The sequence below is a fragment of the Olsenella phocaeensis genome, from assembly GCF_048189965.1.
Taxonomy (GTDB): domain Bacteria; phylum Actinomycetota; class Coriobacteriia; order Coriobacteriales; family Atopobiaceae; genus Olsenella_I; species Olsenella_I phocaeensis.
Genome location: NZ_DBEZHV010000001.1, coordinates 1 through 21608 on the forward strand (window position 1 = coordinate 1; position 21608 = coordinate 21608).

Annotated in this window: 20 protein-coding genes; 16 read left to right on the top strand and 4 right to left on the bottom strand. The window is 68.2% G+C overall.

Annotation, left to right across the window (positions count from 1 at the left end; all coding sequences use genetic code 11):
• From ACMPH2_RS00005 to tyrS, 15 genes are all read left to right on the top strand, one after another.
• Positions 1–271: BMC domain-containing protein (locus ACMPH2_RS00005; RefSeq protein ID WP_417118289.1), on the top strand; the 271-nt coding region annotated here is incomplete at its 5' end.
• A 43-nt stretch (positions 272–314) separates the two neighbouring features.
• The gene (locus ACMPH2_RS00010; RefSeq protein WP_231782273.1) at positions 315–1982 is read left to right on the top strand and encodes an acetaldehyde dehydrogenase (acetylating); all 1668 of its coding nucleotides are present in this window, start codon (positions 315–317) and stop codon (positions 1980–1982) included.
• A gap of 55 nt (positions 1983–2037) precedes the next feature.
• The gene (locus ACMPH2_RS00015; protein WP_062531416.1) at positions 2038–2316 is read left to right on the top strand and encodes a BMC domain-containing protein; all 279 of its coding nucleotides are present in this window, start codon (positions 2038–2040) and stop codon (positions 2314–2316) included.
• Between the two features lie 4 nt (positions 2317–2320).
• Positions 2321–3145, top strand: a complete 825-nt coding sequence (locus tag ACMPH2_RS00020) for a tetratricopeptide repeat protein (RefSeq protein WP_062531415.1) — start codon at positions 2321–2323, stop codon at positions 3143–3145.
• 5 nt (positions 3146–3150) lie between these two features.
• Complete coding sequence (locus ACMPH2_RS00025) at positions 3151–4083, top strand: DUF4037 domain-containing protein (RefSeq protein WP_062531445.1); 933 nt, start codon at positions 3151–3153, stop codon at positions 4081–4083.
• Positions 4083–4799: a DUF4125 family protein gene (locus ACMPH2_RS00030; protein ID WP_062531414.1), complete on the top strand. Its 717-nt coding sequence runs from the start codon at positions 4083–4085 to the stop codon at positions 4797–4799. The genes ACMPH2_RS00025 and ACMPH2_RS00030 overlap by 1 nt, the downstream gene beginning before the upstream one ends.
• Complete coding sequence (locus tag ACMPH2_RS00035) at positions 4796–5656, top strand: MerR family transcriptional regulator (protein WP_417118290.1); 861 nt, start codon at positions 4796–4798, stop codon at positions 5654–5656. Before ACMPH2_RS00030 ends, ACMPH2_RS00035 begins: the two co-directional genes overlap by 4 nt.
• A gap of 2 nt (positions 5657–5658) precedes the next feature.
• Entirely contained in the window at positions 5659–6750 is a 1092-nt protein-coding gene (locus ACMPH2_RS00040; RefSeq protein ID WP_062531412.1) for a 1-propanol dehydrogenase PduQ, read from the top strand.
• Positions 6751–6916: 166 nt separating this feature from the next.
• Positions 6917–7279, top strand: a complete 363-nt coding sequence (locus tag ACMPH2_RS00045) for a BMC domain-containing protein (RefSeq protein WP_062531444.1) — start codon at positions 6917–6919, stop codon at positions 7277–7279.
• Positions 7280–7287: 8 nt separating this feature from the next.
• A complete protein-coding gene (locus ACMPH2_RS00050) occupies positions 7288–7719 on the top strand; it encodes a BMC domain-containing protein (RefSeq protein ID WP_062531411.1) in 432 nt (143 codons plus the stop codon).
• A 12-nt stretch (positions 7720–7731) separates the two neighbouring features.
• Positions 7732–8241, top strand: a complete 510-nt coding sequence (locus ACMPH2_RS00055) for a EutP/PduV family microcompartment system protein (RefSeq protein WP_062531410.1) — start codon at positions 7732–7734, stop codon at positions 8239–8241.
• 49 nt (positions 8242–8290) lie between these two features.
• Positions 8291–10693 carry a choline trimethylamine-lyase gene (cutC, locus tag ACMPH2_RS00060; RefSeq protein ID WP_417118291.1) on the top strand — a complete coding sequence of 801 codons (2403 nt, stop codon included), beginning with the start codon at positions 8291–8293 and terminating at the stop codon, positions 10691–10693.
• 113 nt (positions 10694–10806) lie between these two features.
• Positions 10807–11859 (top strand): ribokinase, encoded by a 1053-nt coding sequence (locus ACMPH2_RS00065; protein ID WP_062531408.1) that lies wholly within the window; start codon positions 10807–10809, stop codon positions 11857–11859.
• A gap of 192 nt (positions 11860–12051) precedes the next feature.
• Positions 12052–13875, top strand: a complete 1824-nt coding sequence (locus tag ACMPH2_RS00070) for a DUF4012 domain-containing protein (RefSeq protein WP_129583169.1) — start codon at positions 12052–12054, stop codon at positions 13873–13875.
• A 60-nt stretch (positions 13876–13935) separates the two neighbouring features.
• Positions 13936–15153: a tyrosine--tRNA ligase gene (tyrS, locus tag ACMPH2_RS00075; RefSeq protein ID WP_062531406.1), complete on the top strand. Its 1218-nt coding sequence runs from the start codon at positions 13936–13938 to the stop codon at positions 15151–15153.
• Positions 15154–15222: 69 nt separating this feature from the next.
• On the opposite strand, the gene modD is transcribed toward tyrS, so the two are convergent.
• The 4 genes from modD to modA are packed head-to-tail and all read right to left on the bottom strand — an operon-like array spanning position 15223 to position 18474.
• On the bottom strand, positions 15223–16080 hold the full coding sequence (modD, locus tag ACMPH2_RS00080) for a ModD protein (protein WP_062531405.1): 858 nt from the start codon (positions 16078–16080) through the stop codon (positions 15223–15225).
• A gap of 11 nt (positions 16081–16091) precedes the next feature.
• Entirely contained in the window at positions 16092–16808 is a 717-nt protein-coding gene (locus ACMPH2_RS00085; RefSeq protein WP_072500016.1) for an ABC transporter ATP-binding protein, read from the bottom strand.
• Positions 16808–17638, bottom strand: coding sequence for an ABC transporter permease (locus ACMPH2_RS00090; protein WP_062531403.1), 831 nt, complete (start codon positions 17636–17638; stop codon positions 16808–16810). Before ACMPH2_RS00090 ends, ACMPH2_RS00085 begins: the two co-directional genes overlap by 1 nt.
• A 2-nt stretch (positions 17639–17640) precedes the next feature.
• Complete coding sequence (modA, locus tag ACMPH2_RS00095; protein WP_062531402.1) at positions 17641–18474, bottom strand: molybdate ABC transporter substrate-binding protein; 834 nt, start codon at positions 18472–18474, stop codon at positions 17641–17643.
• Positions 18475–19042: 568 nt separating this feature from the next.
• Here modA and ACMPH2_RS00100 point away from each other — a divergent pair.
• Complete coding sequence (locus tag ACMPH2_RS00100) at positions 19043–21532, top strand: U32 family peptidase (RefSeq protein ID WP_417118292.1); 2490 nt, start codon at positions 19043–19045, stop codon at positions 21530–21532.
• Positions 21533–21608: the final 76 nt, after the last annotated feature.

The following is a 21608-nucleotide window of genomic DNA, read 5'->3' on the forward strand; positions in this document are numbered from 1 at the left end:
TGAGGCACTGGGCATGATCGAGACCAAGGGGATGGTCGGGGCCGTGGAGGCCGCCGACGCCATGGTCAAGGCGGCGAACGTCCGCCTCGTCGGCAAGGAGCGCGTGGGGGGCGGCCTCGTGACCGTCTTCGTCCGCGGCGACGTGGGGGCGGTCAAGGCCGCGACCGACGCCGGCGCGGCGGCGGCCCAGCGCGTGGGGGAGCTCCTCTCCGTCCACGTGATCCCCCGCCCGGACGGCATGGTCGAGTCCATCCTGCCCTCCGCGGAGTAGCAGGGACCCCACCGTCCATCCCATCAGCTAGTCGGAAAGAGACATGATGCAGGAATTCGACTACGACCTCCAGAGCATCCAGGCCGCGCGTGACCTCGCCCGCAAGGGCCAGGTCGCCGCGAACCAGATCGCCAACTACAGCGTCGAGCAGATCGGCCGCATCCTCCGCGCCATGGTCGAGGTCGCGGAGAAGAACGCGGAGCAGCTCGCGAAGATGGCCGTCGAGGAGACGACCTTCGGCAACGTGCATGACAAGATCTACAAGAACCACATGGCGTCCGGCCTGCTCTACGAGCAGATCAAGGACAAGAAGACCATCGGCGTCATCGACGTGGACGAGAAGAGCCAAGTCATCACCATCGCCGAGCCCGTGGGTCTGGTCATGGGCATCGTCCCCTCGACCAATCCCACCTCCACGGTCCTCTACAAGTCCCTGATCGCGCTCAAGTCGCGCAACGCCATCGTCTTCTCGCCCCACCCCAAGGCTGCCAAGTGCACCAACCTCGCCATCAGGCTCATGTGCGACGCGGCCGTCGCCGCGGGCGCGCCGGAGAACATCATCCAGGGCGTCTCGCTTGCCACCATCGCCGCGACCAACGAGCTCATGCACGCCCCCGAGGTCAAGATGATCATCGCCACGGGCGGCCCCGGCATGGTGAAGGCCGCCTACAGCTCTGGCAAGCCGGCCCTCGGCGTCGGGGCGGGCAACTCTCCCTCATACATCGAGCGTACGGCCAACGTCCGCCAGGCAGTGCGCCAGATCATGGCGTCCAAGACCTTCGACAACGGCACCATCTGCGCCTCGGAGCAGAGCGTCATCTGCGAGACGGTGAACCACGACGAGGTGGTCTCTGAGTTCAAGAGGCAGGGCGGCTACTTCATGAGCGAGGAGGAGTGCAAGAAGGTCTGCGCCATCCTCTTCCGCAACGGCCACTCCATGAGCCCCAAGTTCGTGGGCCACTGCGCGCTCGACATCGCCCAGGCCGCCGGAATCCACGTGCCCGCCGACACCAAGGTCCTCATCGGGGAGCAGTACGGCGTGGGCGACGAGTGGCCCCTCTCGTTCGAGAAGCTCACCACCGTCCTCGCCTTCTACACCGTCGCCGACTGGCATGAGGCCTGCGACCTCTCCATCGCGCTGCTCCAGAACGGCATCGGCCACACGATGAACATCCACACCGAGGACAAGGAGATCGTCCGGAAGTTCTCGGTGAAGCCCGCCTCGCGCATCCTCATCAACACCGGCGGAACCCAGGGCGGGACGGGCCTCTCCACCGGTCTCGAGGTCGCCCTGACCCTGGGCTGCGGCACCTGGGGCGGAAGCTCGGTCTCCGAGAACGTGGGACCCCAGCACCTCATCAACATCAAGCGCATCGCCAACGGCACCGTCGAGCCCGACCAGGTGGCGGCCGCCGACGAGACCTTCGCCAAGTGGCACCCCGAGCTGGCCGCGCAGTACGGTTGCGCTCCCTGCGGCCAGGCCGGTGCAGTCTGCGAGCACTCCGGGAGCGTGGCCGTCCCCGAGACCCACGAGACGGGCATCGAGATGCCCGTGGGCCATGGCACGAGCGGCATCAGCTACTCCGTGGGCTGCAACGGATGCGGCAGCGCCCCCGCCCAGGCGCAGCCCCAGGCTCCGAGCGACGCGATCGACGCCGAGGAGCTCAAGAAGATGGTCAACGAGCTCGTCGCGGCATTCCGCGGGGAGTAGCCAGGCAAAGCTGTCGGTGGCGCTGGCAGCCACCGCCAAGGCAAGGAGCTGAACTATGAACGAGGCACTGGGAATGGTCGAGACCGTGGGCTGCGTCGGCGCGGTCGAGGCCTCTGACGCCATGGTCAAGGCCGCCGAGGTCACCCTCGTGGGCAAGGAGAACGTCGGCGCCGGGATCGTGACGACCTTCGTGCGCGGCGACGTCGCCGCCGTGAAGGCGGCCACGGACGCGGGGGCGGCTGCCGCCGAGCGCGTGGGGGAGCTGCGCGCCGTGCACGTCATCCCGCGCCCGCATGCGGACGTCGAGCTCATCGTCCCTCACCTGAACGCCTAGGGCCTTGGAGCCGTCGGCCTTCTACTCCGAGCTCGACCGCCTGTATGGCGAGCCGGGCTCGGACGTCGCGGGCTTCCTCCGCGAGGCGCTGAGGCGCTCCCGGCTCGCCGATGACGATGCCCTCGAGGCGGCGTCGGCCAGCGAGCTGGGGAGCGTCCTGCGCCTGCGCGGCGAGCTCGACGAGGCCGAAGGGCTCTACGGCGAGGTCCTGGACGCCCTGGACCGCCTGGGGGCGGACGCGTGCTCGCGGGCGAACGCCCTCATCAACCTTGGTGACGTCTACGTTGCCCAGGGGCGAGGCATCGCGGCGGTCGACGCCTTCGACCGCGCGGAGTCGCTCCTGGGGAGCGCAGGGGAGCACCCGCTCGAGCTGAGCGCCATCTGCAACAACCGCAGCTCGGCGTATCGGAGCCTGGGACGCCTCGAACGGGCGCGCTCGGAGCTGAGAAGGGCGGGGAGGCTGCTCGAGCAGGTCCCCGGGTCCGAGGGCAGGCGGGCCACGAACGCCATCAACCTCGCCCAGGTCCTGGTGGACGAGGGGAGGCTGGACGAGGCGGAAGAGGTCCTCTCGCCCGCGCTGCGGGCGTACCGCACGCTCACGGGCGGCAGGGACGTGCACAGGCCGCACGCGCTCGCCACGGCGGCCCGAATCTCGTACCTGAGGGGGCGCTACGCGCAGGCGGCCGTGCTGCTGCGGCAGGCAGCCGACCTCCTGCGCGACAAGATAGGGGGCGACTCCCCCAACCTGCGAACGCTCGAGCGCGAGTCGCGGCGCATGGAGGGGCTCGCCTCCCGAGCGGGGCAAGGACGGACGACGGAGGGACGGTGAAGCGCATGAGGGGCCTGGAGCTGGCACGGCGCTACTTCGGGAGCTTCGAGCCCGCCTTCGTGGCGGGCCTGCCGTACTCCGTCGAGCGACGGCTGGCCTTCGGCCTCGTCGGGCCGGGGTCCGAGTGCCTGGGCTTCGACGACGGGCTGTCTTGCGACCACGACTTCGGCCCCGGCTTCTGCGTGTGGGTTCCCCGCGACCTCTACGCGGAGTGGGGAGAGGAGCTCGCGCGCCGCTACGAGGCCCTGCCCAAGGAGTTCATGGGCGTGCGCAGGGTCGCGACCCCGCTTGCGGGCCAGAGGGTGGGCGTGTTCGAGACGGAGGCCTTCTATCGTGGCTTCATAGGCCTCGAGAGGGCACCCCAGAGCGTCTCCGAGTGGCTGCGCATCCCCGAGCAGCTCCTTGCCACCGTCACCTGCGGCGAGGTCTTCTGCGATCCCAGCGGGCAGTTCACGGGGGTGCGCCGGGCGCTCGAGGCGTTCTATCCCGACGAGGTCCTGCGGAAGAAGCTCGCCGCCGACATGGCGGTCATGGCGCAGGCGGGGCAGTACAACCTCGGGCGCTGCCTCCGGCGCGGGGAGCTCGTGGCGGCCGACGCCGCCCGCACGGAGTTCCTTATGGCCTCCATGGCGGCGCTGCACCTGCTCTCGCGCCGCTACATGCCGTTCTACAAGTGGTCGTTCCGCTCGCTCTCGCAGAGGGCACAGGCTCCCGCCCCGGTCTGCGGCCTGGTGGAGGGCATCGCGTCCGCCCCCGTCGAACGGGTCTCCCTGGACGACGTGGAGCGGCTCTGCTCCGTGGTGCTGGGGGTCGCGCTGGCGCTCGGCTGGACGACGACGGAGTCCAACTTCCTGCTCGATGCCGCCACGTCCATGTGGCAGGCGATCCCGAACGACTACCTCAGGACGAGGCCGCTCAACGAGGGGGCGTATCGCTGATGGCAGGTGACCGCCATGGCGCCGAGGGCCTCTGCGGCTCCTACGGGAGGCGCCTTGGGCGCAGGAGGGGGATGAGGGGGCTGTTCTCCGCTCCGGCGGTCGTCGGGCTGCTCGAGGGCGAGGGGCTCGACGCCGCCGCCAGGGAGACGCTCGAGCGCGTCGTGTGCCTCGAGTGGGAGCTGTTCGACGGCGTGAGGAATGCCGGCGGCCGCGCGAGCTGCCAGGATGACCTGCGCTCCTTCTTCTCGTACCGCTGCGCGCAGTACCTCGCCTTCCCGCACGAGATCGTCCCCCGGGTGCTGGGGGAGCTCGAGCGGGCGGAGCTGGAGGGGAGGAACGTCGTGCGCGAGAAGTACGCCCGCATGATGGCGGTGACCGACCCCGAGGCGTTCGGCAGGGAGTGGTCCTCCCTCCTCGCCCCGCCCTCTCCCGTCAAGTCGGAGGCCCTGAGGCAGCTGCGCCGCCTGCTCGTCCCCGCACTCGAGGAGGCCGCCGCCGCGCTTCCCGTCTCGCACGGGCACGCCCGTCCGGACGAGTCCTCCGCAGGCCACGTCTCGGCTCTCGACTACCTCGAGGCGGAGGTCTGCTCGTACTCCCTTGGCACGATCTTCGCACTGAGGGACGCGCTCCGTCGCCAACTTGGGCACACTAACCCGATTGCACGGAGCTACGTGCTCTCAGGAAGGCTCCACGACGCAACGGAGGTGATTGAGTGAGCTCACGCAAGCAGGGCGGCGGGGACGACCGCCTGTACCAGATTGGCGAGGTCAGCAGGATGGGAGGACTCTCCCAGCGCATGCTGCGCCACTACGACGAGCTCGGACTCATGGAGCCCGACGTCGTGGGCGAGAACGGCTACCGGTACTACAGCCGGCAGACCATGCTCAAGATCCCGGTGATCAACTACCTGAAGATGATGGGCTTCTCGCTCGACGAGATAGCCTCCATGCAGCGTCACTCGAACCTCCTCGAGGCGCGCAAGCTCCTCGGCAGGCATCTGGAGATCTGCGAGGACGAGGCGCGCAGGCTGTCCGAGAGGCGCGAGGCCATCGTCGACTGGGCGGAGCTCGTCGAGGAGGCGAACACCGTCCTGAGGGTGCGTCCCAGCGCCGTGAGCGTGAAGTTCCTCTCCTCCTGCGAGCTCCTCTGCCTTCCCTCGCGCTTCTCCGGCAGCTTCGCCGACGCCATCGTGAGCCTCGACTTCGCCTCCTTCGTGAGCGACGTGAAGAACGTCATCACGGGTCCCGTCATCCTGGGGTTCGACTCGGTGGACGACGCCGTGCGCGCCGCGTCCGAGGGCAGGGAGTGCGACGTGAGGCTCCTCCAGAAGCCCATGCACCCCATCTCGGGCGAGACGAGCGCGTCGCTGCCTGCGCGCATGTACCTCTCCGCCTACCACATCGGGGCCTTCGAGGACATGGGCAGCACCTACCGGCGCGTGCTCCAGTTCGCCCAAGAGAGCGGCTACCGTCCCTGCGGCATGGCCTACGAGCGCTTCGTGACCGACTTCTGGACCACCTCCAACCCCGACCTCTTCGTGACCGAGGTCCTTCTGCCAACCGAAACGGAGTAACGATGAACGAGTTCTACCTCAAGACCAAGCTGTTCTTCGGCGCGCGCGCCGTCGAGCACCTGCAGTCCCTCTCCCGCGCCAACGTCCTCGTGATCACCGACGGCTTCCTCCAGGAGTCCGGCATGGTGGACAAGATGACGCAGCACCTCCCTGTGGGCTCGCAGGTCCACGTGTACTCGAACGTCAAGCCCGACCCCAGCCAGGAGCTGGTCGACGCCGGCGTGAGGATGATCTTCGACGTCAGGCCCGACCTCGTGATCGCCTTTGGTGGCGGCTCGTGCATCGACGCCTCCAAGGCCATCCTCTACTTCGCGGCGGAGCAGGGCCTCGAGCGCCCGTACTTCCTCGCCATCCCCACCACGGCGGGCACCGGATCCGAGGTCACCAACTTCGCGGTCATCACCCGCGGGTCCACCAAGGTGGCGCTCATCGATGACGCCCTCATGCCCGACGGGGCGCTCCTCGACGCGGGCTTCACCCGCTCTGTCCCGCCCAAGATCACTGCCGACACGGGACTTGACGTGCTTACCCACGCTCTCGAGGCGTACGTGAGCAACGCCGCCACCACCTTCACCGACGCCATGGCGACCAAGGCGCTTCGCATCGTGTTCGAGGACCTCCCCGTGGTGTTCCGTGACGGGGACGCCATGAGGGCGCGCGGCCGCATGGCAGAGGCGTCCTGCGTGGCGGGCATCGCCTTCACCAACGCGGGCCTGGGCATCAACCACAGCCTCGCCCATGCGCTGGGCGGCCGCTTCCACGTCGCCCATGGCAGGCTCAACGCCATCCTCCTTCCCTACGTCATGCGCTTCCACATGGCGGAGACGAAGTACCGCGAGCCCTACGAGCGCCTCGCGGGCGAGCTGGGCATGGCGGACGCGGACGAGCTGCTGCGGCGCGTCCTCGACCTGCGCCGCGCCCTGGGCGTCGAGGGGAGCCTCTCGGAGCTGGACGGCATCGACGCCGCGAGCTTCGAGGCCCACGTGGGCGAGATGGCCGAGGCGGCGGCAAACGACCGCTGCACCCCCACGAACCCGCGCCCCGTCTCCAAGCAGGACCTCGTGAACCTCTACCGCGACGCCTGGCGGGGGTAGGGACGTCCGGCCCTGGCCTCGCGCCAGCACGGCGAGGCCAGGTGCATCCGCCCGCTGGGAAGGCGTCGCATCCCGCCCGCCGGACCACCGCTTGACACTGACAGCGAGTGAGCCCTTAGGACGGTAGCGAGGCAAGGCAGTTCGCATGTGATTGGAGGTCGCGAGCGTGGACGACGGCCAGGGACAGATACGCGTCGTACAAGAGACCGTCTCGGGCAAGGAGATCACCCTCGCCCACGTGATCGGCGGGCCCGAGCCCATCATCTACACGAAGCTGGGGCTCAACCCCTCGGTGGACTACGGCTCGAGCGCGCTTGGGATCATGAACATCACCCCGCCGGAGTCCGCGGTCATCGCGTCCGACATCGCGATAAAGAGTGCCGACGTCTACCTGGGGTTCGCCGACCGTTTCACGGGGACCATGATCATCACCGGCGAGATAGCGGACGTCACCTGCGCCATCGCCCGGGTCGTGGAGTTCTTCCACGACACCCTGGGCTACGTCACCTGCCGGGTCACGAAGCGCTAGGGGGTGCCGTGGGCGAGAGGGTCACGCGCAAGGAGTTCTTCGACCAGCTCTTTGGCGGGAGGCTGCGTCGCGACGAGCGAGGTGAACTGCGCATCACCCGTGTGAGGGTGCCCGGTCGCGAGATAGACCTCGCGCATGTGATGGGGAGTTCCCGCGAGCCGGTGTGCACGACCCTGGGTCTCGACATCGGGGTGCACGAGGGGGAGGACCACGCCGGGGAGGCGCTGGGCTTCATGCGCTTCACCCCCTGGGAATCCGTGGTGGTGGCCGCGGACATCGCGGTGAAGCACGGCTCGGTGGGCATCGGCTTCATGGACCGCTTCAACGGGTCGCTCATCCTCACGGGCCAGATCTCCGAGGTCGAGAGCGCCGAGCGGGAGGTACTCGACTACTTCGCGCACGTGCTCGACTTCCACGTGTGCAAGATGACGCGCAGGTAGGGAGGGGGAGAGGTGAAGAGGCTGTTCCTGATGGGCCGCAGCGAGGCGGGGAAGACCTCCCTCACCCAGGCGCTTCGCGGCGAGAAGCTGCATTACCACAAGACGCAGTACACCTATGCCGACGGCGAGACCATCGACACGCCAGGCGAGTACGCCGAGTCCAAGCAGGCCGGCGTCGGCCTGGCGTGCTTCTCGTTCGAGTCTGACGTCGTCGCCATCCTCATCGCTGCAAACGAGCCGTTCACCGTGCACGCCCCCAACGCGAACGCCTTCCTCAACCGTCCCCTCATCGGCGTCATCACGAAGATCCACGCCCCCAACGCCAACATCCCCATGGTCCGACAGTGGCTGGTCGACTGTGGATGCGAGAGGGTCTTCCTCGTGGACAACAGCACGGGAGAGGGGGTCGGCGCCCTCAGGGCGTACCTGGCGGAGGACAACCCCAGGATATCGCTCGAAGAGGCGAAGGAGCGCCAGCGCATGGGCCTGAGCGACTGGGCCCCGCTGCCCCAGGGGGCATAGCGCCGGCCCGTGACGAGCAAGCTCCATTCCGCGAGGAGGGACCACGAACATGGACACGCACTTCGACTTCGGGGGCTTCGTCCCCTCCGAGCGCATCTCCAGGCTCAAGGCGGCGTATCTGGACGCGCGCCCCAGCATCACCATAGACCGCGCCCTGGCCTTCACGCTCGTCGCCATGGAGCAGCCCGACCTCCCTCCCCAGCTGCGCATCGCGAGGAGCTTCCGCAAGGCCTGCGAGACGGCGCCGCTCCTCATCCAGGACGACGAGCTCATCGTGGGCCACCCCTGCGGCAGGCCTCGCGCGGGGGCGCTCTCTCCCGACATCGCCTGGGAGTGGCTCGACGACGAGCTGGACGAGATTGGCACGAGGCCACAGGACCCCTACTACGTGAGCGAGGAGGACAAGAGGACCTGCCGCGAGGTCATCTTCCCGTTCTGGAAGGGCAAGTCGCTCGCCGAGGCCTGCGAGGAGCGGCTGCGCGCGGCGGGCTTTTGGGACTATGCCGCCGACGCCTGCATCACGGACGTCACCTACCACGTGACGAGCGGCGGTGGTGACACCGCCCCCGGCTTCGACATCATCCTCTTCGAGAAGGGCATCGACGGCATCGAGGCCGAGGCCCGACGCCACCTCGCGGGACTCCCTGCCGAGAGCGACGACGTCGAGGGGCGCCGGGTCTACTACGAGGCGGCCATCGAGACCTGCGAGGGGGTGAAGGCGTACGCCGGGCGCCTGGCGGACCATGCGGAGGAGCTCGCGGGGAAGGCCGAGGACGCCAGCCGCAGGGAGGAGCTCCTCAGAATCGCAGAGGTGAACCGCAGGGTGCCCGCCAACCCTCCCAGCAACTTCTGGGAGGCGCTGCAATCCCTCTGGACGGTGCAGTCGCTCTTCTCGCTCGAGGCGAACCAGTGCAGCACCTCCCTGGGTCGCGTCGACCAGTACCTCTATCCCTACTACGCGCGCGACGTCGAGTCCGGGGCGCTCTCGCGCGAGCGGGCCTTCGAACTCTTCGCCTGCTTCACGATCAAGTGCTCCGAGGTCATCTGGTACACACCTGGTGCGAGCGCCAAGTACTTCGCCGGCTACATGCCGTTCATCAACATGTGCGTCGGTGGCGTGGGCCGACACGGCGGAGACGCTACCAACGAGCTCACCTACCTTATCATGGAGGCCGTTCGCAAGGTACGCATGTACCAGCCGACGCTTGCCTGTCGCGTGCACAACCTCTCGCCCCAGCGCTACCTCGAGAAGATCGTGGACGTGATACGGGCGGGGGGCGGGATGCCCGCCGTGCACTTTGACGACGCTCACGAGAAGATGATGCTGCGAAAGGGCTACAACTTCGAGGACGCCCGCGACTACAGCTGCATGGGCTGCGTCGAGCCCCAGAGGAGCGGTCGCGTGCACCAGTGGACCTCGGGCGGCTTCACGCAGTGGCCCATCTGCATAGACCTCGCGCTGCACAACGGCGTGCTCAACAGCTATGGACCTCGACAGTGGCTCGCGACCGGCGAGGTCGAGGACTTCAAGAGCTTCGAGGACTTCGAGCATGCGGTGAAGGCCCAGCTCGACCACCTCATCGACGTCAACTGCAACGCCTCCAACATCGTCGAGGAGACCTACCGCGAGGTAAATCCGACGCCGTACATGTCGCTGTTCGTCGATGGCTGCATGGATAAGGGAAGGGACGTCATGGACGGGGGAGCCGTGCTCTATGCCGGTCCCGGCACCATCTTCGCCGGCCTCGGCACCTATGCCGACAGCATGGCTGCGGTCAAGAAGCTCGTCTTCGACGACCACAAGTACACGCTTCCTCAGCTCAAGGCCGCCATGGATGCCAACTGGGTGGGCTATGAGAACGTGAGGCGCGACTGCGTCGAAGCCCCCAAGTACGGCAATGACGACGACTACGCCGACCACTTCGCGGCGGACATCGTCGACTACACCGAGCAGCGCATGAACGCGCACAAGTCGCTGTACGCCTACCACATCCACGGCACGCTCTCCCAGTCGTTCAACACGCCGCTGGGCGAGATGGACGGTGCCACACCTGATGGCCGCGCGGCGTACGCTCCGCTCTCCGACGGCATGAGCCCGTCGCAGGGCATGGACAAGAAGGGCCCCACCGCCGTCATAAAGTCGGTCTCCAAGATCAACGTCGAGGAGATGAGCCTGGGCATGTCACACAACTTCAAGTTCTCGCCCGGCTTCATCGACAAGCCCGAGGGCCGCAAGGCCGTCGTGGCTCTGCTCATGACGGCGTCCCTGCTCGGCAACGCCCAGATGCAATTCAACTGCGTCGACAACGCCGAGCTGAGGGACGCCAAGGCCCACCCCGAGCGCCATCGCGACCTCATCGTGCGCGTGGCGGGCTATTCCGCCTTCTTCAACGAGCTCTGCGAGGAGGTTCAGGACGAGATCATCAGCCGAACCGAGATCGACCGGGCATAGCGCACCTGTCGTCGCTCGTCGGTCTCTGGATTGCTGGCTGCGCCCCCTTCCCTTGGCCTTCCGGAGGCCGACCCCTCGCCCACGGGTGACGGAGGCCTGGCCCGGGGGATGGTATGCTGGAGCCCCTGGATGATGGCGAGGAGCTTGGGGCCAACGCCGCGACGCTCGATCGCATGCTCTCTGGGGACATCGAGACCCAACAGGCGTCAGGGAGGAAGTGCGGCATGAGGAAGGTCGTCGTATTCGGTAGCCTCAACACCGACATGTCCATCGAGTGCGACCGGCTTCCCGAGCTCGGGGAGACCGTGCGCGGGTCCGGCTTCGTGACAGTGCCCGGCGGCAAGGGGGGCAACCAGGCCGTCGCCTCCGCGCGCATGGGGGCGGACACCTTCATGGTGGGCAAGGTCGGCAACGACCCCAACGGGCGCGAGCTCGTCTCGTCCCTGGCCATGCACGGGGTGGTATGCATGAACGTGAGCGCCACCACGCGCGCGCCGACGGCGACCGCGGTCGTGCTGCGCACCAAGGGCAACAACCACGTCATCCTGGACGCCGGCGCCAACGAGAAGATGACCTACGAGGAGGTGCGGGCCGCCATCCACGGCCTGCGCGGCCTCGGAAACATCTTCCTGACCCAGCTCGAGTGCGACTTCGACGTGACCATGAAGGCGATATCCTGCGCGAAGCGCAACGGGCTCTACACCGTGCTCAACGCATCGCCCGCCCGCGAGCTGCCCGACGAGATCTACCCCCAGCTCGACCTCCTCTGCGTCAACCGCACCGAGTGCGCCGCCATCAGCGGGATCTGCCCCGAGGACGACGAGTCGGCCAAGGAGGCGCTGCGCTTCTTCGCCGGCAAGGGCGCCCGTGACGTCATCGTCACGCTGGGCTCCGAGGGCTCCGTGGCGCTCAGCCACGGCAAGTTCGTGCGCATCGACCCCTTCCCGGTGGACGCGGTCGACTCCACGGGCTCCGGGGACGCCTACCTCGGGGAGGTCGTCGCCCACCTCGCCTTCGGCGGCACGCTCAAGGGCGGCATGGTCTATGGCTCCGCCGCCGGCGCGCTCTGCGCCACGAAGGTGGGCGGGCAGGACACCATGCCCAGCTGGGCGGAGGTGGAGGCCCTCGCCAAGGACCGCGTGGCGGAGCTTGGCCCAGGCGCCTAGCCCCTCGGCACGATCGGACGACCAGGGAGCCCGGGGGCCAACGCCCCGGGCTCCCCTTATGCTCAGATGCTGGAATGTCGCCGGCAGGCCTGCCGCACGCCCTGGCGTGTGAGAGACTCTAGAGAGCTGTGCGTGCGTCCGCGGAAGCTCCGCCGGCGGCGCCAGGAATCCCGAGCGAGCGATTGGACTCTCATGGCCAGGCATTTCTCCGACCTCCAGCAGACGATGGGACGGGGCTTCGCCCGTGTGGGCGAAGATGGCCCCAAAGGGGGCCCGGAAGGAGGGGAGCCAGGCTCCAGCCATGTCGTGGCCGTCGTGGTCGTCTGCGCCGTCGTCTGCCTCCTGGCGCTCATGGCCGTGGGAGGATGGCGCCTCTACGTCTCGGCCCAGAGGGTGAAGGCCGAGGCCCAGCAGGTCGTGGGCAGCGTGGACGGGCTCAAGGCCGCGCTCAAGGACGGCGACGCGGAGAGGCTCTCGTCCATCGCCGCCGACGTCAACGGGGCGGCGCACGGCATGCAGAACGAGACGTCCGGCCTCCTCTGGGCCGCCGGCTCGCTCGTTCCCGTCGTGGGCAGTGACGTCTCGAGCGTCCGGAGCCTCGCCAACGTGCTCGTCGACCTCTCGGACAACGCGCTCACCCCGCTTGCCGCGAATCCCGATGCCCTTCAGCTCAAGGGGCTCGTGAGCGATGGTGCCGTGAACGTCGAGAGGGTCAAGGAGCTGGCCGCCCTCGAGCAGCAGCTCTCTCCCGTCGTCCGCCGCAGCGTCCAGACCATCGCTGGGCTGCCCAAGGCCCACCTGTCCCAGCTCGCCTCCGCCCTCGACAAGGTCCAGGCCAAGGTGGGCAAGGCGGACGAGGCCCTCGCCAAGGCGGACGCCATCGTGCCCCAGCTTCCCGCCATGCTCGGCGCCGACGGCCAGACGAGGAACTACCTCGTCGTCGCCCAGAACAACGTCGAGCTGAGGGCCACAGGTGGCTTCGCCGGCTCATGGACGACGCTCAGCGTCACCGACGGCGTCATCCAGATGGGGGACTCCCTCACCCTCCAGCACGCCGCGAACTTCCCCTTCGACTGGAGCGACGAGGAGCGCGCGGTCTTTCCCATGGTCAGCGTGGACGACCCCAGCGGCGTCAACTTCACGCCCGACTTCGCCCGCGCCGGCGCACGCTTCGCCGAGGCGTACCAAGACAACACGGGAAGCCGCGTCGATGGCGTGGTGGGAATCGACCCGGTCTTCCTCCAGAGGCTGCTCTCGCTCACGGGTGGCGTCGTCGCCTCGGACGGGACCGAGGTGAACGGCGACAACGCCGCCGCAGAGCTCATGAACGGCGTCTACTGGCGCTACCCGGACAACCCCGACTACCAGGACGCGTTCTTCGCCGAGGTCGCCGGCCTGTCCTTCCAGAAGGTCCTGGGGGGGTTGGGCGACGTCGACGTGAAGAGGCTCTCCGACGTCATCGAGAAGTCCGCCGACGACCATCGCCTTCAGGTCTGGATGGCCGATGCGGACGAGGAACGGGCGATGGACGGCCTGGGCATGTCCGGGGGGATCGGACAGGACGAGGCCACCCCCGTCCTCGGGGTCTACCTCAACGACAACACCTGGTCGAAGATCGACTGGTACCTCTCCTGCGAGACGACCGTGGGCGAGGGCGTGCGAAACCCCGACGGCAGCACGACCTACGAGGTGGTGACCTCCCTGACGAACAACGGCAGCGAGGACGAGTTCGCAGGCATGCCCGAGTACATCTCGGGAAAGAACCCTGACAAGCGGAGCGTGGGTGACATGATCACCATCCCGCTGGTCCTGGGGCCAGCTGGCGGCCACGTCGACGGCCTCATCGTCTCTGACGGCAGCAGCCTCGACGAGCACACCCTCTACGGCCTCGACGCCTGGACGGGCACCCTGCACGTCGGTGCCCAGCAGACGGTCCAGCTGAGCTACAAGGTCACCGTCTCCCCGAAGGCGACCGCGCCGCTTGCCGTGCGCACCACCCCCCTGGCCCAGGAGTAGAATCCAAGGCCGCGTGCCATCGCGCGCACGTCCATCCGACCACCCATGGAGGTAAGTTCGTTGCTTTCTGTCGAAGAGCAGCTCAAGGTCATCACGTCCGGAACCATGCAGATCGTCCCCCTGGACGAGCTCAAGGTGAAGCTCGAGAAGGGCACGCCCCTCAACATCAAGCTGGGCGTCGACCCCACCAGCCCCGACCTTCACCTGGGGCATGCCGTCCCCCTGCGCAAGATGCGCCAGTTCCAGGACCTCGGCCACAAGGTCACCCTCATCATCGGCAACGGCACGGCGCTCATCGGCGACCCCTCGGGCCGCGACAGCACCAGGCCGCCCCTCACTGAGGAGCAGGTCGAGGCGAACGCCAGGACCTACGTCGAGCAGGCAATGAAGATCCTGGACCCCGAGAGGACGACCATCGTCCATAACGGCGACTGGCTCAAGCCCCTCGACCTTGCCCAGATGCTCAAGCTCATGAGCCAGTTCAACGTGGCGCGCATCCTCGAGCGCGAGGACTTCCACAAGCGCTACGCGGGCGGTCAGCCCATCGCCCTGCACGAGTTCATCTACCCCGTGCTCCAGGCGTACGACTCCGTGGTCATCAAGGCCGACCTCGAGATGGGCGGCAACGACCAGATCTTCAACCTCCTCGCCGGCCGCGACCTCATGCGCGCCATGGGCATGGAGCCCCAGGTAGCCCTCACCATGCCCCTGCTCGAGGGCACGGACGGCGTCAAGAAGATGTCCAAGAGCTATCACAACTACGTCGGCCTCACCGACGAGCCCGCAGACATGTTCGGCAAGGTCATGAGCATCACCGACGAGATGGTCCCGCGCTACTACCGCCTGTGCTCCACGCTCACGGTGGACGAGATCGACGCCATCGACGCCTCCTTCGCGGATGGCAGCGCCGATCCCTACCAGCTCAAGCGCGCCCTGGGTCGCAACATCGTTGACCTCTACCACGGCGAGGGCGCGGGAGCGTCCGCCGAGGCCGCCTTCGACGCGCAGTTCAAGAAGAACGAGGCGCCCGAGGATACCCCCGAGTTCCCCCTCTCGCTGGTCCAGCCCAACGACGAGGGCAGGGTCTACCTGGCCAAGTTGCTCGTCGACCTCGGGATCGCCAAGTCTGCGGGAGAGGCGCGTCGCCTCATCGACGGCGGTGGCGTCAAGGTCGCCGGGCAGCCCATTGCCCCCAAGGACTACAACGTGGCCCCCGAGCTCTTCGAGGCGGGCTGCTACGTACAGGCGGGCAAGAAGCGCTGGGCGCGCCTGGTCTAGGAGGCTCGGGACTCGTCCCTTCGAGCACATGATGCGGGCACCTACCATGCATGGTAGGTGCCCGTTGCGTCAGATTGCCTCCATCCGTGCGGTCATGTCGATGGGGGGCGCGTTGAACGGTGCCGTGGTCACGATGCCGTCGACGCCCGTCGCGGCGTAGGACTCGGCGTTCCCCTCGTTCACGCCCCCTGCGGCTATCAGGGTCAGCTGCGGGTCCGCCTCGCGGAGTCGCAGCACCAGGTCCGCCAGCTGGTCGACCGGGATCTTGTCGAGCTGGATGCCGTCGACGAGCCTCCTGCCATCCAAGCCGCGCGCGAGCTCCAGGGCCTCGTCGGGCCCTGCCTCGACGAACAGCTTCTTCTCGACGCAGGAGCCCCTGACCTCCGCGAGCCTTCGTGCCAGGCCGTCCATCCCGTCCAAGAATGCCACGTGCTGAGAGAACACGAGGACCGTCTCGGAGAGGCCCAGGCGATGCGGCCAGGCGCCACCCGCGTGGACTGCGAGGGTGAGGAGGTCCTTGGCGCCCGGCAGGCTCTTCCTCGTCGTGAGGACCTCGCAGGAGGGGTTGGCGCGGTGTGCCGCGTCGACCATCCGCCGGGTCTTCGTCGCCACTCCCGAGAGGTGGTCGAAGAGGTTGAGCGCGACCTTCCAGCCCATGTGCAGCTGGCCCGCCGCGCCCTCGACGACCATGAGGGTGCCGCCGGCCGCGATTCTGCTCCCGTCCGGCTCGAGCGAGACGACGGTGGCGCCCAGGCGTTCCATGACGCGCGCCGCCACGTCCCCGCCCGCCAGCACGCAGTCCTCGCGGGTGAGGTACTCCATGCGCCCCCTCCGCCCTCCGATGCCCAGGAGCTCGCAGGTGAGGTCGAGGTAGGGGATGTCCTCGGATATAAGCTGGTCGATGCGCTGGTCAGGAATGAATGTCATGCGGATCCTTCTTAGGGTTGGATTCCAAGAAAACGTGCCACGTCGTCCTCGTGGGTGGTGCGGAGCAGCAGCGTGGAGTCGACCACGGTCCTGAGCCTGCCGTCGAGGACGATGCCCACGCGCTCCGACATCTCCTGCGCCTCGCTGAAGTCGTGCGTGACGAACAGCAGGGTGCAGCCGAAGTCGCGGACGACGCGCCTCACGGCGTCGCGTATGTCGCCTCGTGTGGTCGGGTCCAGCGCGCTGAACGGCTCGTCCAGGACGAGCATCCCCGGACGCGTCGCCAGAGCCCGGGCGAGGGCGACGCGCTGCGCCTCGCCTCCGCTGAGCAGGTTGGGATGCGCGTCGGCAAGGTGGCCGACCCCCAGGAGTTCGAGGAGCTCCTGGGCGTGCCACCGCGCCTCGTGTGTCCCGGCACCCATCCTCTGCGGGCCATAGGCGACGTTGTCCACCACGCTGAGGTGGGGGAACAGCAGGCAGTCCTGGTACAGCAGCCCGATGCGACGGTCCCTGGGATCGAGCTCGCGGACGTTCGTCCCGTCGAGCTCGATGCTTCCCTCGCTGACCTCGCACGCGCCGGCTATGCTCTCCATGAGGACCGTCTTGCCTGACCCCGTCCGTCCGAGCACGGCGAAGGACTCGCCGGGGGAGATGCTCAGCCGCGGCACCCTCAGGACGAACTGCCCCCTACGCACGACGAGCCCCCTGATCTCGATTCCGATGCCCATCAGACCTCACGAGCTCCTTCTGCGCGCGAGACGGGGTGCCCGCCCAGGACGTTCGCCGCCGTCAGGGCGGCCGCAGAGACGAGGAGCATGATCATCGCGGTCGCCATCGCCGTGTCCGTGTCTCCCGTGGAGATGCTCAGGAAGATGCTCCCGGGCAGCGTCTCGGTCCGCATGCGCGTCACGCCGACCAGCATGAGCGTGGCGCCGAACTCACCCATTCCCCTCGCCCAGGTGAGGACGAGTGCCGAGACGAGCTGGTTTCGGCACAGGGGCAGCGTGATGGTCCTGAACACGTCCCACGAGCCCGCGCCCAGCGTCCTCGCCACGAACTCCATGCGTCGGTCGACCCCGCACAGGGCGGTTCTCGACATGCGGAGGGCGAAGGGCACGTTGACGGCCATCTGGGCGAGGACGATGCCCGCGGGCTGGAAGACCACCGAGACGCCATGGTCTCGCAGGGCCACCCCGAAGGGGGAGGAGAAGATTACCAGGAGGGCGAAGCCCAGGACGATGTAGGGCAGCGACAGCGTGAGCTCCACGAGGGTCTCGAGCGCGCGTCGGCAGGGGAGGCCTCCCCTCGTCATCGCCCAGGCGCACGGGAGGGCGAGCGCCATGCACAGGGCGGTCGAGAGGGAAGACGTCATCACGCTCATGCGGAGAGAAAACATGACCTCTTCGGACGAGAGGGCAAGGCCCAGATGGGCGATTCCGTTCGCCGCGATCGCGAGGATGGTGGTGCCCATGAAGAGGACGAGCACCGCGCTCGTCGCGACGCACAGGACCGGGAACAGCTCTCTCCTCCGAGTGGTCGCCAGGTGAGAACGATGCATCCCTAGACCGTCTCGTAGCCGTGGGACTCCCAGATCTTCCGAGCTTCGTCGCTGGTCAGGAACCCGACGAACTCCGAGAGTGCCTCGCTGTCGGACGCGCCTGACAGCTCCGCCGCGGGGACGGTCTTGGCGAAGGGCTCCATGTCGGACTCCGCCACGATGGAGACCCCCTCCCCGACGTTCTCCTTCCATACGATGCCGGCGTCCCCCTGCCCGTTCGCGAGCGCGGCGGAGATCTGCGGGGCGGTGGTCGTGGTCGAGACCCTTCCTTGCACCTCGTCCCAGATGCCGGCCTTCGTCATCGCCGCCCGAGCGACCTTTCCGATGGGGGTCGACTCGGGGTCGCCTATGAGTATGGCGTCGGCGTTCGCGAGGTCGACAATGGACTGGATGTTCCTGGGGTTCGAGCTCGGAACGGCGAGGACGGGGATGTGCCGCACGAGGTCCGTGCTGGCGGCCAGGGCGTCCCCCAGCCTCTCCGTCTCCTCGACGGAGCCGGCTATCCACAGGTCGCCCGTGCCGGACTCGCGTATCTGCGTGGCGATCTGTGCCGCATTGGCGTAGGTGACGTTCATGGTGCAGCCGGTCTCGTCCTGGAACCTCTGGGCTATCTCCTTGAACGGTTCGGCCATGCCGGCGCCGCAGTACACGTTCAGGGACTTGCCGGAGAGGGGAGCGGATGAGGCGACGTCCTTGCCCCCATTCGTCCCACCGTCGTCCGCCCCGTTCCCGGAGCAGCCGGGGAGTGCCCAGACGGAGAGCAGCGATGCGGCCGCCCCGAGCCGTAGCAGTCCGCGTCGGGTGATTGCTGGGTGGGTAAGCTCGTGCCTGAACATGGGTCTCTCCAATCCTTTGGTGGCTGCGCCCGGCCATAGGGTGGTGACTGCCCGCGGTCCCCCAAGGCTCCCGCCGCGCCCGACCTGCCGCCGGTCCTCTCCACCCGTTATAACTTATCGTGGATATCGATATTGCGAGCTAATCGCATTCCATAAATATAATAAATTCTTATATTTAATTATGTACAAAATATATCGACTGGCGATGCATGGTGGCATGGCGGGCCAGGCGACCTGGACGCATGGGCCTGGATCGTGCCCCCCGGCCCACCATCACGCCATCGGGGCACGTCCCCCGCCTCGTCCCGCACGTACGCGTAAGCAGCGTCGCGTGCGTGGCCTCTGCCTGTGTTCGCTTCTTTCTGGCGCCGTCCAGCGCCCCCCTGGGGTAGAGTCTCTCCCGTCTTTGGAGGGGACGTCGACGAGGATGGGCATGGGGACGTTCGGATCGGGGAAGGCTGCGCCGGCGGAGGCGCAGGCCAGCAGAGCCTGTGAGTCGATCGAGGGTGTGGCGGCGGGTCGCCCCCACATTCCCGCTGTGCCGCACAGCTTTCGCGAGAGGCACGGCGTGCCCGAGCTTCTTGCGCCCGCAGGCGGTCCCGAGCAGTTCAACGCCGCGTTGGCAGCCGGTGCCGACGCCATCTACTGCGCCCTGGGCAGCGACTTCAACGCCCGCCGTGGCGCCCATAACTTCAACTACGAGACCTTCGGGCGCGCCTGCCGCGACGCGCATCTGGTCGGCTGCCGCGTGTACGTGACGGTCAACGTCGTCATCCGCACCGACGAGATGCCTCGCGCGCTTGCCCTGGTGAGAAAGGCCTGGCTCCTGGGCGCCGACGCCTTCATCATCCAGGACTGGGGCCTGCTCATGGAGGTTCGCCGCCGCTTCCCGCAGATGGAGTGCCACGTCTCGACTCAGGCCAACGTCCATGACGTCCGCGGCGTCGCCTGGTGCCGCGACCTTGGGGTGGGCCGCGTCACCCTCTCGAGGGAGCTCTCGGTTGACGAGATAGCCACGATCGCCCGCGAGGGCGTGGAGCTCGAGGGCTTCGGCCACGGTGCGCTCTGTTTCTGCTACTCGGGCGTCTGCATGATGAGCTCGCTCAAGGGGAACCGCTCGGCCAACCGTGGCCTCTGCGCCCAGCCCTGCCGCCTCCCCTACGAGCTCCTGGACGGGCGGGGGAGGGTCGTCTCCGCCGAGGGCCGTGGTCGCCCGCTCTGTCCCAAGGACTACTGCACGGTCGACGACCTCGCGCGCCTTAACGACGCCGGGCTGGGCTCTCTTAAGGTCGAGGGCCGCATGAAGGCCCCCGACTATGTGCACTCGGTCGTCTCGTCCTATCGCCTCGCCCTCGACGAGCTCGCGGCCGGGCGCACGTCGACCCCGTCCGAGAGCGACCTGATCCACGACCGGCTCCGCCGCGCCTTCAACCGCGACTTCACCGACAGCTACCTGGACCACCGCTCGGACGACGACATGATGAGCTACGAGCGCTCGAACAACCGGGGCGAGCTCGTGGGAAGCGTCGTGGGCAGCCGTGACCTGGGCGGCGGAAAGGTGAGGCGCGGGGGGTCCAACGGCGGTCGCGAGCGCCTCCGCAGCAAGACCTTCGCCGAGATCGACGTCCTGCTCGACCGCCCGGTCGGTGCAGGCGACCTTCTGGAGCTCCGTCCCCAGGACGATTCCAGCCAGTTCCTTACCGCGCACGCCCCTTCGGACGCGCTGCCGGGCGACACCATCAGCTGCCGCGCCACCCGCGTGCTGCCTCGGGGCAGCGCCGTGCGCGTGATTCGCTCGAAGCGTGCCATGGACGACGCCGCGCGCGCCGCCACGGGCGAGCTCAGGCCGCGACGCGGCGTAGACGTGCGCGTCGTCTCTCACCTGGGCCAGCCCTTCGCCGTCGAGCTCGTCTGCTGCGACGGGAGCGCATCGGCGCGGGCGGAGGGCTTCGTCGTCGAGCCCGCGCGCACCCGTCCCGTGACGCGCGAGGACCTCGTCGAGCACGTGGGTCGCATGGGCTCGTCCCCCTTCGAGCCCCGCTCGTTCGAGGTCGAGCTGGACGAGGGCTGCGGCATGGGGTTCAGCGCCGTCCATGCGCTGCGCGCCCGGGCGGTGGAGGAGCTGACGCGCCAGGTCGAGGCACCCGTCAGGGCGCGCGCGGAGGGCCTCGCCACGGTGCCCGACCTTCGTGACATCGAGCTCGAGCTGGGAAACCTGAGAGGCGCACCAGCCACGCAGGGTGCGGGAGCGGCCGAGGTCTGCGCCCTGGTGGACGACCTCGACTCGGCGGAGGCGGCGGTTAAGGCAGGCGCCACGCGTCTCTATGCCACGCCCGAGGCGCTGCGGGACATGGATGGGCTCGTGCTGCCCGGGGGCTGCGTCCTGGTTCCCTGGCTCGACGAGGTCTGCCGCGAGTGCGACCACGAGCGCCTCGATGCCCTCGTGAGGCCCGGGGCGCCCTGCGCGGTGGGCAACGTGAGCGAGCTCGCCCTCGCCGCCCGGAGGGGTGCCATGGCCGAGGTCCGCGATTGCATCCCCGTGCACAACACCAGCGCCGCGGTCGCCCTCGAGCGCGCCGGCGCCGCGGGCATCTGGCTCTCGCCCGAGCTCACGCTGGAGGAGGGCTGCGCGCTCGCGCGGGCTGCCTCGGTGCCCACGGGCCGCATGGTCCTTGGGCGCACGCGCGCCATGACCAGCGAGCATTGCGTCCTCCAGGTCGCGGACCGCTGCATACACGACTGTCCGCGCTGCGCCCTGAGGAGGCGCCCGCACAGCCTGAGGGCGACCGACGGAAGCCTCATGCCCGTCCGGACCGACGTGCACGGCCGTAGTCGCATCTATGCCGCCACGCCCCTGGACGCCACGCCTGAGCTGCCGGAGCTCCTCGCGGCGGGGATGACGCGCTTCATGGCCGACTGCACGCTCCTCTCGCCCGACGAGGCCGCCTCCGCCGTCGGCCGCGTCGCCGCCGCGCTCAAGGCCGTCCAGGCGGGCCGACCTCCCCTCCGTCGCCTCGCAAACCACGACTCAGGCCACCTCTTCGAGGCGATCGACTGACGGCGATGGTCACTTCTGGGTTTTGTGGGGCGTCCTCGGAGTCTTGCGGCGAGGTTTGGGTAGACTCAGCAACGTA